A 13,734-nucleotide genomic window follows, 5' to 3' on the forward strand; every position below is an offset into this window, starting at 1 on the left:
ATGTTCCTGTCCCAAATCCTGACGCCCCGGGGGCAGCGCGCGACCGTCTGGCGCGAAGGCGACACCGCCCGCATCGTTCCCGGCGCGACCACGACCCGCGAACTGGCGCTGGCCGCGATTGCGGCGGGCCATGGGCTGGCCGCCGAAATCGCCGCGCGCGGACAGGGCGAGACCGTCGATCTGGCCGCCGCACTGGCCGAGGGGCGCGTGCTGTTGCCGCTGGACCATCCCGATCCCGCGCATCTGCATCTGACCGGCACCGGGCTGACGCATCTGGGTTCCGCCGCGACCCGCAACTCCATGCACGCCAAGGCCGACCCCGAGGCGATGACCGACAGCATGAAGATGTTTCGCATGGGGATCGAGGGCGGCAAGCCCGCGCAGGGCAGCATCGGGGTTCAGCCCGAATGGTTCTGGAAAGGCAATGGCGCCAATGCCGCAGCCCCCGGCGCCGCCCTGCAATCGCCCGGTTTCGCGCTGGACGCGGGCGAGGAGCCCGAGGTCGCGGGCCTGTATCTGGTCGCGGATGATGGCACGCCTTACCGCCTTGGATTCGCGCAGGCCAACGAGTTTTCGGACCATGTCACTGAACGCGGCAATTACCTGTGGCTGGCCCATTCCAAGCTGCGCCCGGCCAGTTATGGCCCGGAAATGCTGGTCGGCGATCTGCCCGCTCATGTTCAGGGCAGCAGCGCGATCCTGCGCGGCGGTCAGGTGATCTGGGAAAAACCGTTCCTGTCGGGCGAGGACAACATGTCCCACAGCCTCGCCAATCTGGAACACCACCATTTCAAATATGCGCTGTTCCGCCAGCCGGGCGATGTCCATGTGCATTTCTTCGGCACGGCCACGCTCAGCTTTGCCGACGGGGTCAGGGTGCAGCAGGGCGATGTCTTTCGCATCACCTGCCCGGCGCTTGGCCTGCCCTTGTCGAACCCGCTTGATCAGGCGCCCGAACAGGCTGCGCCGGTCACCATCCACCGTCTGTAAGGGGGCGCCATGACGTTCAAACCCGCACCCTGGCCCCGCCAACTGCGTTCGCAGCATTGGTATGGCGGCAATTCCCGCGACACGATCTATCATCGCGGTTGGCTGAAAAATCAGGGCTATCCGCATGACCTGTTCGATGGCCGCCCGGTCATCGGGATCATGAATACTTGGTCCGACCTGACGCCCTGCAACGGCCATCTGCGCGAACTGGCCGAAAAGGTGAAGGCCGGTATCTGGGAGGCCGGCGGCTTTCCCGTCGAGGTGCCGGTATTCTCGGCCAGCGAAAACACCTTTCGCCCGACCGCGATGATGTATCGCAACATCGCCGCCATGGCGGTCGAGGAACAGATGCGCGGCCAGCCCATCGACGGCGCGGTGCTGATGGTCGGCTGCGACAAGACGACGCCCTCGCTGCTGATGGGGGCGGCCTCGACCGATATTCCGTCGATTGTCGTGACCGGCGGGCCGATGCTCAACGGCTATTTCCGGGGCGAGCGCGTCGGTTCCGGCACCCATCTGTGGAAATTTTCCGAAGCCGTGAAGGCGGGCGAGATGACGCAGGAGGATTTTCTGGAGGCCGAGCAGTCCATGAGCCGCTCGACCGGGACCTGCAACACGATGGGCACCGCCAGCACCATGGCAAGCATGGCCGAGGCTTTGGGGATGGCACTGTCCGGCAATGCCGCGATCCCGGCCGTTGACAGCCGCCGCCGCGTCATCGCGCAACTGTCGGGACGGCGCATCGTGCAGATGGTCAAGGACGATCTGAAGCCCTCGGACATCATGACCAAGGACGCCTTTGAAAACGCGATCCGCTGCAATGGCGCGATTGGCGGGTCGACGAATGCGGTGGTTCATCTGCTGGCGATCGCGGGCCGGGTCGGCGTCGATCTGACGCTGGATGACTGGGACCGCTGCGGCCGCGATGTCGCGACCATCGTGAACCTGATGCCCTCGGGCAAGTATCTGATGGAGGAATTCTTCTATGCCGGTGGCCTGCCCGTCGTGCTGAAGCGTCTGGCCGAGGCGGGCAAGCTGCATAAGGGTGCGCTGACCGTATCCGGCGCGACGATCTGGGATGAGGTCAGGGATGTGCGCAACTGGAACGAGGATGTCATCCTGCCCGCCGACAAGCCGCTGACCGAACAGGGCGGCATCGCGGTGCTGCGCGGCAATCTGGCGCCCAGGGGGGCGGTGCTGAAACCATCCGCTGCCAGCCCGCATCTGCTGACCCATCGCGGGCGCGCCGTCGTGTTCGAGGATATCGACGACTACAAGGCCCGGATCAACGACGAGGATCTGGATATCGACGAGACCTGCATCATGGTCATGAAGAACTGCGGGCCAAAGGGCTATCCCGGCATGGCCGAGGTCGGCAACATGGGCCTGCCGCCCAAGATCCTGCGCAAGGGCATCACCGATATGGTGCGCATATCGGACGCGCGGATGTCGGGGACGGCCTATGGAACAGTGGTTCTGCATACCTCGCCCGAGGCGGCGGCGGGTGGGCCGCTGGCGGTTGTGCGGAATGGCGACATGATCAGCCTTGACGTGCCGGGGCGCAGCCTGACACTGGAAATCAGCGATGCTGAACTGGCCGCGCGTCTGGCCGCATGGGTCCCGCTGCCCGATCCGCCGGCCTCGGGTTACGCATGGTTGCATCAGGCCCATGTCGAAGGGGCCGATACCGGCGCCGATCTGGATTTCCTGCGCGGCTGCCGGGGCCGCGACGTGGGCAAGGACAGTCACTGATGGATATCGCACTTGCAGGCATCGGCAAGATCGCCATCGACCAGCATGTCCCCGCGCTGGAGGCCAGCCCGGACTGGCGGCTGGCCGCGACGGTGTCGCGCGCGGGCCGTGTCGATGGGGTCGAGGGATTTCCGGCGATTGCGGACATGCTGTCCGCAAGACCGGAAATCGGGGCGGTTTCGCTGGCGCTGCCGCCGGTGCCACGCTTTGCCGCAGCCCAGGCTGTCCTGAACGCGGGCCGTCACCTGATGTTGGAAAAGCCGCCGGGGGCGACCCTAGCCGAGGTCCATGCCCTGGCCGATCTGGCGGCGACCCGGGGCGTCACGCTGTTCACCACCTGGCATTCGCGCGAGGCGGCGGCGGTTCAGGCGGCGCGGCGCTGGCTGGCGGGGCGGGTGGTGCGCAGCGGCCGCATCATCTGGCGCGAGGATGTGCGCAAATGGCATCCCGGTCAGGACTGGATTTTCGAGGCGGGCGGCATGGGCGTCTTTGACCCCGGCATCAATGCCCTGTCGATCCTGACCGGGATCCTGCCCATGCCCGTTCATTTGACCGGGGCCGAACTGGACTTTCCCGAAAACCGTCAGGCGCCGATTGCCGCGCGGCTGCAATTTGCCCAAGCCATCACCGCCGATTTCGATTTCCGTCAGGAAGGCCCGCAGACCTGGGACATGGAATTCGACACTGACGGCGGCCATCTGGCGCTGCGCATGGGCGGCAATCTGCTGGAGATCGACGGCCAGCCTGCGGGCGGCGAAAACTCGATCATGGGTGAATATCCGGCGCTCTATGCGCGCATGGCCGAACTGGTCCGGCAAGGTGCATCCGATGTCGATCTGCGCCCGATGGTGCTGGTCGCCGACGCCTTTACCCTTGGCCGCCGTGCCATTGTCGAACCCTTTGAATTCTGAGGATTGTGATGACCTTCGTTCCCCATGGCAAGCATCTGGTCGCCGGCGAATGGCTGGACGCGGATGCGACATTCACCTCGGCCCCGGCGATGGGGACGGGGCAGGTGTTCAGCGCGGGCAATGCCGATCTGATCGACCGCGCCGCCCGTGCCGCCGAACAGGCGTTTGAAACCTATGGCTGGACCACGCGCGCAGGCCGTGCCGATTTTCTGGACGCCATCGCGGATGAAATCGAGGCTCGGGCCGAGGCGATCACCCAGATAGCGACGCAGGAAACCGGATTGCCCGAGGCCCGCATTCAGGGCGAACGCGGTCGCACCACGGGGCAATTGCGCCTGTTCGCGGCCCATATCCGGCAGGGTGACTATCTGGACCGCCGCCATGACGCCGCGCTGCCCGATCGCCAGCCCATGCCGCGCCCCGATCTGCGGCTGATCCAGCGTCCGGTCGGGCCGGTGGCGGTCTTTGGCGCCTCGAACTTTCCCCTGGCCTTTTCGGTGGCGGGCGGCGACACGGCATCGGCGCTGGCGGCGGGTTGTCCGGTCGTGGTCAAGGGCCACCCGGCCCATCCCGGCACCTCGGAAATCGTGGCCGAAGCCGTCCATGCCGCGATCACCCGTTGCGGCCTGCCTGCGGGCGTGTTCTCGATGATCCACGGTGACGGACATGAGGTCGGGGCGGCGCTGGTCCGGCATCCGCTGATCCGCGCGGTCGGTTTCACCGGCAGCACGGCGGGCGGCAAGGCGCTGTTCGACCTGTGCGCCGCGCGGCCCGAGCCGATCCCGTTTTTCGGTGAACTGGGCGCGGTCAACCCGTGCTTCGTCCTGCCCCATGCGCTGGCCGCGCGAGGCGATGCGCTGGCCAAAGGCTGGGCCGCCAGCCTGACCATGGGGGCGGGGCAGTTCTGCACCAATCCCGGCGTCGTGGTGCTGGCTGCGGGGGCGGCTGCCGAGGCTTTTGTCGCCGCCGCGCATCAGGCGCTGGCCGGGGTCGCGGCCCAGACCATGCTGACCGATGGCATCGCCGCAGCTTATGCGCAGGGCGCGCAGGCCATGGCGGATCAGGCGCAGGTGGTGCTGGCGGGCGGCGCGGAACACCGTCAGGCCAGCCCCATGCTGCTGCGCAGCACGGCGGCGGATTTCCTGTCGCGCCACGCCCTGCAGGCCGAGGTCTTTGGCCCGCTTGGTCTGGTGGTGACGGTCGATGGCGATGACGACATGCTGGCGCTGGCCCGCGCCATGGAAGGCCAGTTGACCGCGACGCTGCACATGGACGGCGGCGACAGCGATCTGGCCCGGCGGCTGATGCCGGTGCTGGAACGCAAGGCCGGCCGCATTCTGGCCAATGGCTGGCCCACCGGGGTCGAGGTCTGCGATGCGATGGTGCATGGCGGCCCGTTCCCGGCCAGCACGAATTTCGGCGCGACTTCGGTCGGGACGATGGCGATCCGGCGCTTTCTGCGCCCGGTCTGCTATCAGAACATCCCGACCGATCTGCTGCCGGATGATCTGACCGATGAGGGTCAGTGACCTGAAATCACCGGGCCAGGGACCCGGCGGATGAACCAAGAGGGAGGACGACATATGAACATGAAAACACTGCTTTCGACGGCGGCGCTGGTCGCTTTGGGCGCAACTTCGGCGATGGCCGAAAAGGTCGTGGGCTTTTCGCAGATCGGTTCGGAATCGGGCTGGCGCGCGGCGGAAACCACGCTGACCCGCCAGCAGGCCGAGGAACGCGGCTATCAGTTGCAGTTCTCGGATGCGCAGCAGCGTCAGGAAAACCAGATCGCCGCGATCCGGTCCTTTGTCGCGCAGGGCGTCGATGCGATCCTGATCGCGCCGGTCGTGGCGACGGGTTGGGATTCCGTGCTGCAAGAGGCGAAAGAGGCGGAAATCCCGGTCGTCCTGCTGGACCGGATGGTGGACAGCGACCCGTCGCTGTATCTGACGGCGGTCGGCTCGAACCTTGTTCACGAAGGCGAGGTTGCGGGCAAATGGCTGGCCGAGACGGTCGGCGACAGGGATTGCCGCATCGTCGAATTGCAGGGCACCACGGGCTCATCCCCGGCCATCGACCGCAAGAAGGGCTTTGAGCAGGGCATCGCGGGCCATGACAACCTGCAGATCGTGCAAAGCCAGACCGGCGATTTCACCCGCAGCCTTGGCAAGGAGGTGATGGAAAGCTTCATTCAGGCCGAAAACGGCGGCAAGGATATCTGCGCGCTTTACGCCCATAACGACGATATGGCGGTCGGCGCGATTCAGGCGATCAAGGAAGCCGGGCTGAAGCCGGGCACGGATATCCTGGTCGTCTCGATCGACGGGGTGCCCGATATCTTCAAGGCGATGGCCGATGGCGAGGCGAATGCCACGGTCGAGCTGACGCCGAACATGGCCGGCCCCGCCTTTGACGCGCTGGAAGCCTGGTGGGCCGATGGCAGCGAACCCGCCAAGTTCCTGCAGACCGAATCCAGGCTGTTCACGCAGTCCGACGATCCGGCCGGGCAGTATGAGGCGCGCAAGGGTCTGGGCTACTGACAAATGACGCGGTCCGGGCGGCGTCGAAGTTGCCCGGACCGTCTTTCTTCGCATGAGGATACCCGGACGATGCTGCTGTCTATCCGGTCGCTGACCAAGGAATTTCCCGGCACCAAGGCGCTGGACAGCGTCGATTTCGACCTGCGCGCGGGCGAGATCCATGCCCTGCTTGGCGAAAACGGCGCGGGCAAATCGACGCTGATCAAATGCCTGACCGGCGCCTATCAGCGCGACGCGGGCACCGTCACGCTGGAGGGCCGCGAGATCGCGCCGCGTTCCACCGTCGAGGCGCAGGATCTGGGCATCGGCACCGTCTATCAAGAGGTCAACCTGCTGCCCAATCTGACCGTGGCGCAGAACCTGCTGTTCGGCCATGAACCGCGCCGCATGGGCCTGATCGACAGCCGCGCCATGCGTCTGCGCGCCCGTGCGATGCTGGCCGAATACGGGCTGGATCTGAACGTCGACCGCGATCTGGCGACCTGTTCCGTCGCGATCCAGCAGATCATCGCGATTGCCCGCGCCGTGTCGCTGTCGGGCAAGGTGCTGATCCTGGACGAACCCACCGCCAGCCTTGACGCGCGCGAGATCGAAATGGTCTTTGGCGTCGTCCGCAACCTGCGTGACCGGGGCCTGGGGATCGTTTTCGTGTCGCATTTTCTGGATCAGGTCTTTGATCTGACCGACCGCCTGACGGTCCTGCGCAATGGCCGCCATATCGTCACCGAAGAAACCGCGACGCTGGACCGGGTGCGTCTGATCGAACATATGCTGGGCCGGTCCTTGCAGGACGAGGTGCTGCATTCGCGCCCGCCCGACCGTGGCCCGCGCCCCGAACTGCTGCGCTTTACCGGCTTTGGCCGCAAGGGCCGGATCGAGCCCTTCGATCTGGACATCGGTGCCGGTGAGGTCGTGGGTCTGGCCGGTCTGCTGGGATCGGGCCGCACCGAAAGCGCCGAGGCGATATTCGGCCTGCAACCCGCCCAGACGGGCGAGGCGCGCGACAGATCCGGGGTGCTGGACCTGTCATCCCCGCGCAAGGCGATCGCGGCGGGTTTCGGCTTCGCCCCCGAGGATCGCAAGACCGATGGCATCGTCGCCGATCTGTCGATCCGCGAGAATATCATTCTGGCCCTGCAGGCCCGCCGGGGCTGGGCCCGGCCCATTGCCCGCGCCGAACAGGCCCGCATTGCGGTTGACTATATCAGGCGGCTGGATATCCGCACCTCCGGCCCGGAAAAGCGCATTGGCGAATTGTCCGGCGGCAACCAGCAAAAGGTCGTGCTGGCGCGCTGGCTGGCGATGAACCCGCGTTTCCTGATTCTGGACGAACCGACGCGCGGCATCGACGTCGGCGCCCATGCCGAAATCCTGCACCTGATCCATCAACTGGTCGAACAGGGCATGTCCCTGCTGGTCATTTCATCGGAACTGGACGAGCTGATGGCCGTGTCGAACCGCATCATCGTGTTGCGCGACCGCCGCCATATCGCCGCGCTTGCCGGGGATGAGGTGTCGGGGCCGACGATCATGCGCGCCATCGCGGGGGTCGATGCGCCCGTCGAAAAGGGGGCTGTCGAAAAGGGGTGCGTCGAGGATGCGCCTGTCGAAGCGGCACCTGTCGGAACTGCGCCGGTTGAAGATGCGCCCGTCAAGGATATGCCCGTCGAAGATGTGCCTGTCGAAAAGGGGGGCGAATGATGCCGCAGGTTCTGACGCGCCTTGCGCCGCAACTGATCGCGCTGGTTGTGCTGATGGGGCTGGTGACGCTGTTCTATCCGGGCTTTCTGTCGATTTCCTATAGCGACGGGCGGCTGGTCGGGCCGATGATCGACGTGCTGAAACGCAGCGCGCCGGTGGCGCTGCTGGCCATCGGCATGACGCTGGTCATCGCCACGCGCGGCATCGACCTGTCGGTCGGCGCAATCGTGGCGATCTGCGGGGCGGTCGCGGCCTATATGATCGCCTCGGGCTACGGGCTGCCGCTGGCGCTGGCGCTGGCACTGGTCGCGGGGCTGGCTGCGGGGCTGTGGAACGGGGTGCTGGTCGCGGTGATCGGCGTCCAGCCCTTTGTCGCGACGCTGATCCTGATGACCATGGGGCGCGGCATCGCGCAACTGATCACCGAAGGGCGGATCCTGACCTTTACCGATCCGGCCTTTGCCTTTATCGGCTCGGGCACGGCGCTTGGCCTGCCGGTGCCGGTCTGGATCTGGCTGGGGGCAGCCGTGCTGGCCGTGGCCCTGCTGCGCCGCACCGCGCTAGGGATGCTGATCGAGGCGGTGGGAATCAACCGCAAGGCCTCGGCCGTTGCGGGCGTCAACGCGACCGTGCTGCTGGTCGCGGTCTATATGGCGATGGGGCTGTGCGCGGCGCTGGCCGGGCTGATCATCACCGCCGACATCCGCGGCGCCGACGCCAACAACGCGGGCCTGTGGCTGGAGCTTGACGCGATCCTGGCCGTGGTCATCGGCGGCAATTCCCTGCTGGGCGGGCGGTTTTCCATCGCGGCCGCGGTCATCGGGGCGCTGATCATCCAGACCATCACCATCGGCATCCGGCTGGCAGGTTTTCCGTCCGAATACAATCTGGTCATCAAGGCGGTTCTGGTTCTTGTCATCCTTGTCCTGCAATCGCCGCGCATCGCCAGCGAATACGCATTCTGGCGGCAGGAAGCCCGCCGCAAGCGCGAGGCGCAGTTGAAAGGAGCCGGGCGATGAACACGCGCACCCTGCCGCTTTACGTCACCATCGCGATCTTTCTGGTCGGCTATCTGATCTGCTGGCTGCAATATCCGAATATCCTGTCGACGCGGGTCGTCGGGAACCTGCTGACCGACAATGCCTATCTGGGGATCGTCGCGGTGGGCATGACGCTGGTGATCCTGTCGGGCGGCATCGACCTGTCGGTCGGATCGGTCATCGCCTTTTCCGGTGTCTTCATCGCGGTGATGCTGCGCGACAGCGGGCTGCATCCGCTGCTGGTCTTTGCCCTGCTGCTGGCGCTGACCACGGCATTCGGCGCGGCGATGGGCTGGCTGGTCTACTGGCTGGCGATGCCCGCCTTCATCGTGACGCTTGCGGGGATGTTTCTGGCGCGCGGCGCGGCCTATCTGCTGTCGGTGGACAGCGTGCCGATCCAGCATGATTTCTACAGGATGCTGCAGGGCGCCTATTGGCTGATGCCGGGGCGCGGGCGGCTGACCCTGATCGGCGTGCTGATGCTGGCCGTTGTCGCCGCCGGCATCGTGATCGCGCACAAGACCCGTTTCGGCACCAGCGTCTTTGCCCTTGGCGGGGGCGAGGCGACGGCGCGGCTGATGGGCGTACGACAGGGCCGCACGACAGTGCTGGTCTATGCCTTTTCGGGGCTGACGGCGGGTCTGTCGGGGATCGTCTTTTCGATCTATACCGGCTCGGGCTATTCGCTTGGCACGGTCGGGACCGAACTGACCGCCATCGCCTGCGTGGTGATCGGGGGGACGTTGCTCAGCGGGGGCGCGGGCTATATGTTCGGCACGCTGGTCGGCGTCCTGACCATGGGGCTGATCCAGACCTATATCGTCTTTGACGGCAGCCTGTCGTCATGGTGGACGAAAATCGTCATCGGCATCCTGATCCTGGCCTTTATCCTGCTGCAAAAGGGGCTGGTCCGGCTGTCGCAGGCGCGTCTCAATGCAGGTGAGCCATGAGCGAGATCTTCGACACCCGTATCTGCGAACTGGGCGAGGGCGCGCTGTGGCACCCCGAACGCGGGCATTTCCTGTGGTTCGACATTCTGGGCCGGCGCCTGCTGGCCGAAGGCGGGGGCGAATGGCATTTCGACCGCATGGCTTCGGCTGCGGGCTGGATCGACCGCGACCGTTTGCTGATCGCCACGGAAACCGGGCTTGCGGTGCTGGATCTGGACAGCGGCGCGCTGGACCCGCTGGCCGATGTCGAGGCGGACCGGCCGGAAACCCGTTCCAACGACGGGCGCGCGGATCGTCAGGGCGGGTTCTGGTTCGGCACGATGGGCAAGCAGGCGCAGGACGGGGCAGGGGCGATCTATCGCTATTATCGCGGTCAGGTGACGCGGCTGTTCAACGGCATCTCGATCCCCAATGCGATCTGTTTCAGCCCCGACGGGCGGCTGGCGCATTTCGCCGATACCGCGCAGGGGATTGTCTGGGCGCAGGCGCTGGATGCGCAGGGCTGGCCCACGGGCCCGCGCCGCGTCTTTCTGGATCTGCGGGCCGAGGGGCTGAGCCCCGATGGCGCCGTGATCGACGCCGAAGGCGGTTTCTGGTGCGCGAAATGGGGCGAGGGCGCGGTGATGCGCTACGCCCCGGACGGCCGGCGCAGCCATGTCCTGACGGTGGGCGGGCGCCATGCCTCTTGCCCGGCCTTTGGCGGGGCGGCGATGGATGTGATGCTGGTCACCACCGCGCGCGAAGGGATCGCGGCGCCCGATGCCGCGCAGGGCCTGCCCTATCTGCTCAACCCCGGCTTTCGCGGATTGCCGGAACCAAGGGTGATTTTGTGAGTGTTCGGATTTCCCAACCCGACAGGCTGCCCGATGGCCGCGAGGTGCAGGCGATCACCCTGCAGGGCGCCCGGCTGACGGCGCGCGTCCTGACCCTTGGCGCCATCGTTCAGGACCTGCGGCTCAACGGGGTCGCCCATCCGCTGGTTCTGGGGTTTGACCGGGTGGCCCCCTATCTGTCGGCGCCGGGGCGCTATGTCGGGGCGCTGGTCGGGCGCTACGCCAACCGCATCGGCGGTGCGCGCTTTGATCTGGACGGGCGGCGCCATGACGTCACGCCGAACGAAGGCGCGAATCTGCTGCATGGCGGCCCGGACGGCATCGACCTGCATCTGTGGACCATCGGCGAACTGGCCCTCGATCAGGTCGAACTGTTCCTGAGCCTGCCCGACGGTCACATGGGCTTTCCCGGCAAGCTGGATATCCGCGCGGTGATTTCGGTCACGGATGACGCGCTTGGCTTTGACCTGAGCGCGCGAACCGATGCGCCGACCCTGTGCAATCTGGCCCATCACGGCTATTTCACGCTGGATGATGCGGGCGATATCCGGCGGCATCGGCTGATGATCCATGCCGGGCGTTACCTGCCCGTCGATGCTGCACTGATCCCGACGGGCAGGATCGCCCCGGTCGCGGGCACGGGCTTTGATTTCCGCGCCATGCGCCCGATCGGCGATCATCCCTATGATCATAATTTCTGCCTGTCCGATATGCGCGCCGCCCTGCGCCCCGTCGCCCGGCTGCAAGGCCAAAGCGGTCTGTCGATGACCGTCGAAACGACCGAACCCGGCCTGCAGCTTTACGACGGGCGTCATTTCGACGGCATATCGGGGCTGGAGGGGCGGCGCTATGGCCCCCATGCCGGGGTCGCGCTGGAAACCCAGAACTGGCCGGATGCCCCGAACCGGCCCGGCTTTCCGGATGCCGTGCTGCGCCCCGGCGACGACTGGCGCGCCATCACCCGCTATTGTTTCGCGCAGGCCGCGACATGAGGGGCGGGTTTGTCGGGGTCGATTGGGGCACCTCCAGCTTTCGGCTGTGGGTCATGCGTCGTGACGGCGCGGTTCTGGGCGAAAGCCACGGCCCCGAGGGCATGGCCCATTGCGCCGAAACCGGCTTTGCCCCGGTGCTGGCCCGGCATCTGGCGCAGGTTCAGGCGCCCGATGACCTGCCGATCCTGATCTGCGGCATGGCGGGCGCGCGGCAGGGCTGGGCCGAGGCCCCCTATGCCGATCTGCCCGCCCCGGTTTCCGCGCTGGCGTGTCGTGCCCTGCGCCTGCCGCCGGAACTGGTGCAGGGGCTGGGCGGTCATCGCGATATCCGCATCCTGCCCGGCCTTGCCCGCCGCGATCCCGCCCATCCCGATGTGATGCGGGGCGAGGAAACGCAGCTTCTGGGGCTGGCCGGTCCGGGGCATCAGGGGCTGGTCTGCATGCCCGGCACCCATTGCAAATGGGCGGTGCTGCAGGGTGGCGCGGTTATGTCATTCCACAGCGCCATGACCGGAGAGCTTTTCGACCTGCTGGCGCGCCACAGCATCCTGCGCCATACCATGCCGGACAAGGGCGGTTCCGTCGACCCCGGCAGCCCGGCCTTTCTGCGGGCGCTGGACCGGGCCCTGCCGGATCCCGCGCAGGCTGTGGCCGGGCTGTTCGGGATCCGCGCGGGCCATCTGCTGGGCTTTGCCGATCCGTCGGACAGCCGCGCCCATCTGTCGGGGCTGCTGATCGGCGCCGATGTCGGGCTGGCGCTGCGCGGCGATGCCGCGTCACGGGGCAGGGTCACGCTGATCGGCCAGCCCGGTCCCGGCCCGCTTTACGCCGCCGCGCTGGCGCGGGCAGGCGCGCGGGTGAACCATGTCGATGCCGAAACTGCCAGCCGCTGCGGGCTGCTGGCCGCCGCCCTTGAAATCTGGAGCTTCCGATGACCGTTCACATTCCACGGCCCAGGATGCGCCGCAATCTGGTCGCGATCCTGCGCGGCATCACCCCGCCCGAGGTGGACGGGGTTTCCGACGCCCTGATCGAGGCGGGATTCGAGGTGCTGGAAGTGCCGCTGAATTCGCCCGATGCGCTGCAGTCGATTGCGCGTCTGGTCCGCCGCCATGGCGACCGGGCGCTGATCGGGGGTGGCACGATGCTGACGGTGGCCGATGTCGATGACGTGGCCGGGGTCGGCGGCCGCCTGATGGTCAGCCCGAACATGCGCCCCGCCGTGATCGCCCATGCGGCTGCGCTTGGCATGGTCACGATGCCCGGCGTCCTGTCCCCGACCGAGGCCTTTGATGCGCTGGATGCGGGCGCTTCGGGGTTGAAGTTCTTTCCGGCATCGCTGCTTGGCCCGCAGGGGCTGGCGGCGCTGCTGGCGGTCCTGCCCAGGGGGACGGTGGCGGGCGCGGTCGGCGGCGTCGGGCCGCAGAACATGGCGGATTACGTCGCGGTCGGCATCACGACCTTTGGCCTTGGCACCAATGTCTATCGCCCCGGCGACAGCGCCGCGCAGGTCCGCGACAAGGCCCGCGCGCTGATCGACGCCTATGACAGCGCCATCAGGGCCGGAATGGCCTGACCGCCCGGCAAGGCGCCTGACAAGGTGCAGGCAATGGGTGCAGGCAATGAAAAAGGGGCCGGACGGCCCCTTGATGCGCATACGGGCAACAGGACCCGTATTCAGGCCCTGTTGTCGAAAACCGAAATCAGGCCAGCGCCAGATCGCGAGCCGACTGACGACCGTCACGACCCGATTCGATTTCGAAGGTCACGGCCTGACCGTCGTTCAGCTGACGGATGCCAGCGCGTTCGACCGCCGAGATATGGACGAAAACGTCCTTGCCGCCGCTTTCAGGCTCGATAAAACCGAAACCCTTGGTTGCGTTGAACCATTTCACAGTGCCCTTGGCCATTGTGAATTCTCCTGTAAGGTGCCATCCGCGGGATGCGATGGCTCGGCTTGGTCAGTTCGTCGGGCAAGACTGAAGCCGGGAAGGAGACAGGATGCAGCAAGAAATAACGTAGCGA

The 13,734-nt window shown here is 66.6% G+C and carries 13 protein-coding genes; 12 read left to right on the top strand and 1 reads right to left on the bottom strand.

Annotation, left to right across the window (positions count from 1 at the left end; genetic code table 11):
• From araD1 to PE067_RS09105, 12 genes are all read left to right on the top strand, one after another.
• On the top strand, positions 1-990 hold the full coding sequence (araD1, locus tag PE067_RS09050) for an AraD1 family protein (protein WP_276189041.1): 990 nt from the start codon (positions 1-3) through the stop codon (positions 988-990).
• 9 nt (positions 991-999) lie between these two features.
• Positions 1,000-2,742, top strand: coding sequence for an L-arabinonate dehydratase (gene araD, locus PE067_RS09055; RefSeq protein ID WP_276189043.1), 1,743 nt, complete (start codon positions 1,000-1,002; stop codon positions 2,740-2,742).
• Positions 2,742-3,653 (top strand): Gfo/Idh/MocA family oxidoreductase, encoded by a 912-nt coding sequence (locus PE067_RS09060; protein ID WP_276189045.1) that lies wholly within the window; start codon positions 2,742-2,744, stop codon positions 3,651-3,653. Before araD ends, PE067_RS09060 begins: the two co-directional genes overlap by 1 nt.
• Positions 3,654-3,661: 8 nt before the next feature.
• Positions 3,662-5,182 (top strand): aldehyde dehydrogenase (NADP(+)), encoded by a 1,521-nt coding sequence (locus PE067_RS09065; protein ID WP_276189048.1) that lies wholly within the window; start codon positions 3,662-3,664, stop codon positions 5,180-5,182.
• A 60-nt stretch (positions 5,183-5,242) separates the two neighbouring features.
• Positions 5,243-6,193, top strand: coding sequence for a galactofuranose ABC transporter, galactofuranose-binding protein YtfQ (ytfQ, locus tag PE067_RS09070; protein ID WP_276189050.1), 951 nt, complete (start codon positions 5,243-5,245; stop codon positions 6,191-6,193).
• A 69-nt stretch (positions 6,194-6,262) separates the two neighbouring features.
• Positions 6,263-7,894, top strand: a complete 1,632-nt coding sequence (locus PE067_RS09075; protein ID WP_276189052.1) for a sugar ABC transporter ATP-binding protein — start codon at positions 6,263-6,265, stop codon at positions 7,892-7,894.
• A complete protein-coding gene (locus tag PE067_RS09080; protein ID WP_276189054.1) occupies positions 7,894-8,913 on the top strand; it encodes an ABC transporter permease in 1,020 nt (339 codons plus the stop codon). Before PE067_RS09075 ends, PE067_RS09080 begins: the two co-directional genes overlap by 1 nt.
• Positions 8,910-9,884 carry a galactofuranose ABC transporter, permease protein YjfF gene (gene yjfF, locus PE067_RS09085; RefSeq protein ID WP_276189056.1) on the top strand — a complete coding sequence of 325 codons (975 nt, stop codon included), beginning with the start codon at positions 8,910-8,912 and terminating at the stop codon, positions 9,882-9,884. Before PE067_RS09080 ends, yjfF begins: the two co-directional genes overlap by 4 nt.
• Positions 9,881-10,717 (top strand): SMP-30/gluconolactonase/LRE family protein, encoded by an 837-nt coding sequence (locus PE067_RS09090; RefSeq protein ID WP_276189058.1) that lies wholly within the window; start codon positions 9,881-9,883, stop codon positions 10,715-10,717. The genes yjfF and PE067_RS09090 overlap by 4 nt, the downstream gene beginning before the upstream one ends.
• Positions 10,714-11,709, top strand: a complete 996-nt coding sequence (locus PE067_RS09095; RefSeq protein WP_276189060.1) for a galactose mutarotase — start codon at positions 10,714-10,716, stop codon at positions 11,707-11,709. The genes PE067_RS09090 and PE067_RS09095 overlap by 4 nt, the downstream gene beginning before the upstream one ends.
• Entirely contained in the window at positions 11,706-12,644 is a 939-nt protein-coding gene (locus PE067_RS09100; RefSeq protein WP_276189062.1) for a 2-dehydro-3-deoxygalactonokinase, read from the top strand. The genes PE067_RS09095 and PE067_RS09100 overlap by 4 nt, the downstream gene beginning before the upstream one ends.
• Positions 12,641-13,285: a 2-dehydro-3-deoxy-6-phosphogalactonate aldolase gene (locus PE067_RS09105; protein WP_276189064.1), complete on the top strand. Its 645-nt coding sequence runs from the start codon at positions 12,641-12,643 to the stop codon at positions 13,283-13,285. The genes PE067_RS09100 and PE067_RS09105 overlap by 4 nt, the downstream gene beginning before the upstream one ends.
• A 127-nt stretch (positions 13,286-13,412) precedes the next feature.
• Here the strand turns inward: PE067_RS09105 and PE067_RS09110 are convergent, their stop codons facing one another.
• Positions 13,413-13,619, bottom strand: a complete 207-nt coding sequence (locus tag PE067_RS09110) for a cold-shock protein (RefSeq protein WP_276189065.1) — start codon at positions 13,617-13,619, stop codon at positions 13,413-13,415.
• Positions 13,620-13,734 lie beyond the last annotated feature (115 nt).

It is taken from the genome of Paracoccus sp. DMF-8 (assembly GCF_029309835.1).
Taxonomy (GTDB): domain Bacteria; phylum Pseudomonadota; class Alphaproteobacteria; order Rhodobacterales; family Rhodobacteraceae; genus Paracoccus.

Coding starts and splice junctions, on each gene's coding strand:
- araD1 (WP_276189041.1), top strand. CDS start 1: ATGTTCCTGTCCCAAATCCTGACGCCCCGGGGGCAGCGCGCGACCGTC.
- araD (WP_276189043.1), top strand. CDS start 1,000: ATGACGTTCAAACCCGCACCCTGGCCCCGCCAACTGCGTTCGCAGCAT.
- PE067_RS09060 (WP_276189045.1), top strand. CDS start 2,742: ATGGATATCGCACTTGCAGGCATCGGCAAGATCGCCATCGACCAGCAT.
- PE067_RS09065 (WP_276189048.1), top strand. CDS start 3,662: ATGACCTTCGTTCCCCATGGCAAGCATCTGGTCGCCGGCGAATGGCTG.
- ytfQ (WP_276189050.1), top strand. CDS start 5,243: ATGAAAACACTGCTTTCGACGGCGGCGCTGGTCGCTTTGGGCGCAACT.
- PE067_RS09075 (WP_276189052.1), top strand. CDS start 6,263: ATGCTGCTGTCTATCCGGTCGCTGACCAAGGAATTTCCCGGCACCAAG.
- PE067_RS09080 (WP_276189054.1), top strand. CDS start 7,894: ATGCCGCAGGTTCTGACGCGCCTTGCGCCGCAACTGATCGCGCTGGTT.
- yjfF (WP_276189056.1), top strand. CDS start 8,910: ATGAACACGCGCACCCTGCCGCTTTACGTCACCATCGCGATCTTTCTG.
- PE067_RS09090 (WP_276189058.1), top strand. CDS start 9,881: ATGAGCGAGATCTTCGACACCCGTATCTGCGAACTGGGCGAGGGCGCG.
- PE067_RS09100 (WP_276189062.1), top strand. CDS start 11,706: ATGAGGGGCGGGTTTGTCGGGGTCGATTGGGGCACCTCCAGCTTTCGG.
- PE067_RS09105 (WP_276189064.1), top strand. CDS start 12,641: ATGACCGTTCACATTCCACGGCCCAGGATGCGCCGCAATCTGGTCGCG.
- PE067_RS09110 (WP_276189065.1), bottom strand. CDS start 13,619: ATGGCCAAGGGCACTGTGAAATGGTTCAACGCAACCAAGGGTTTCGGT.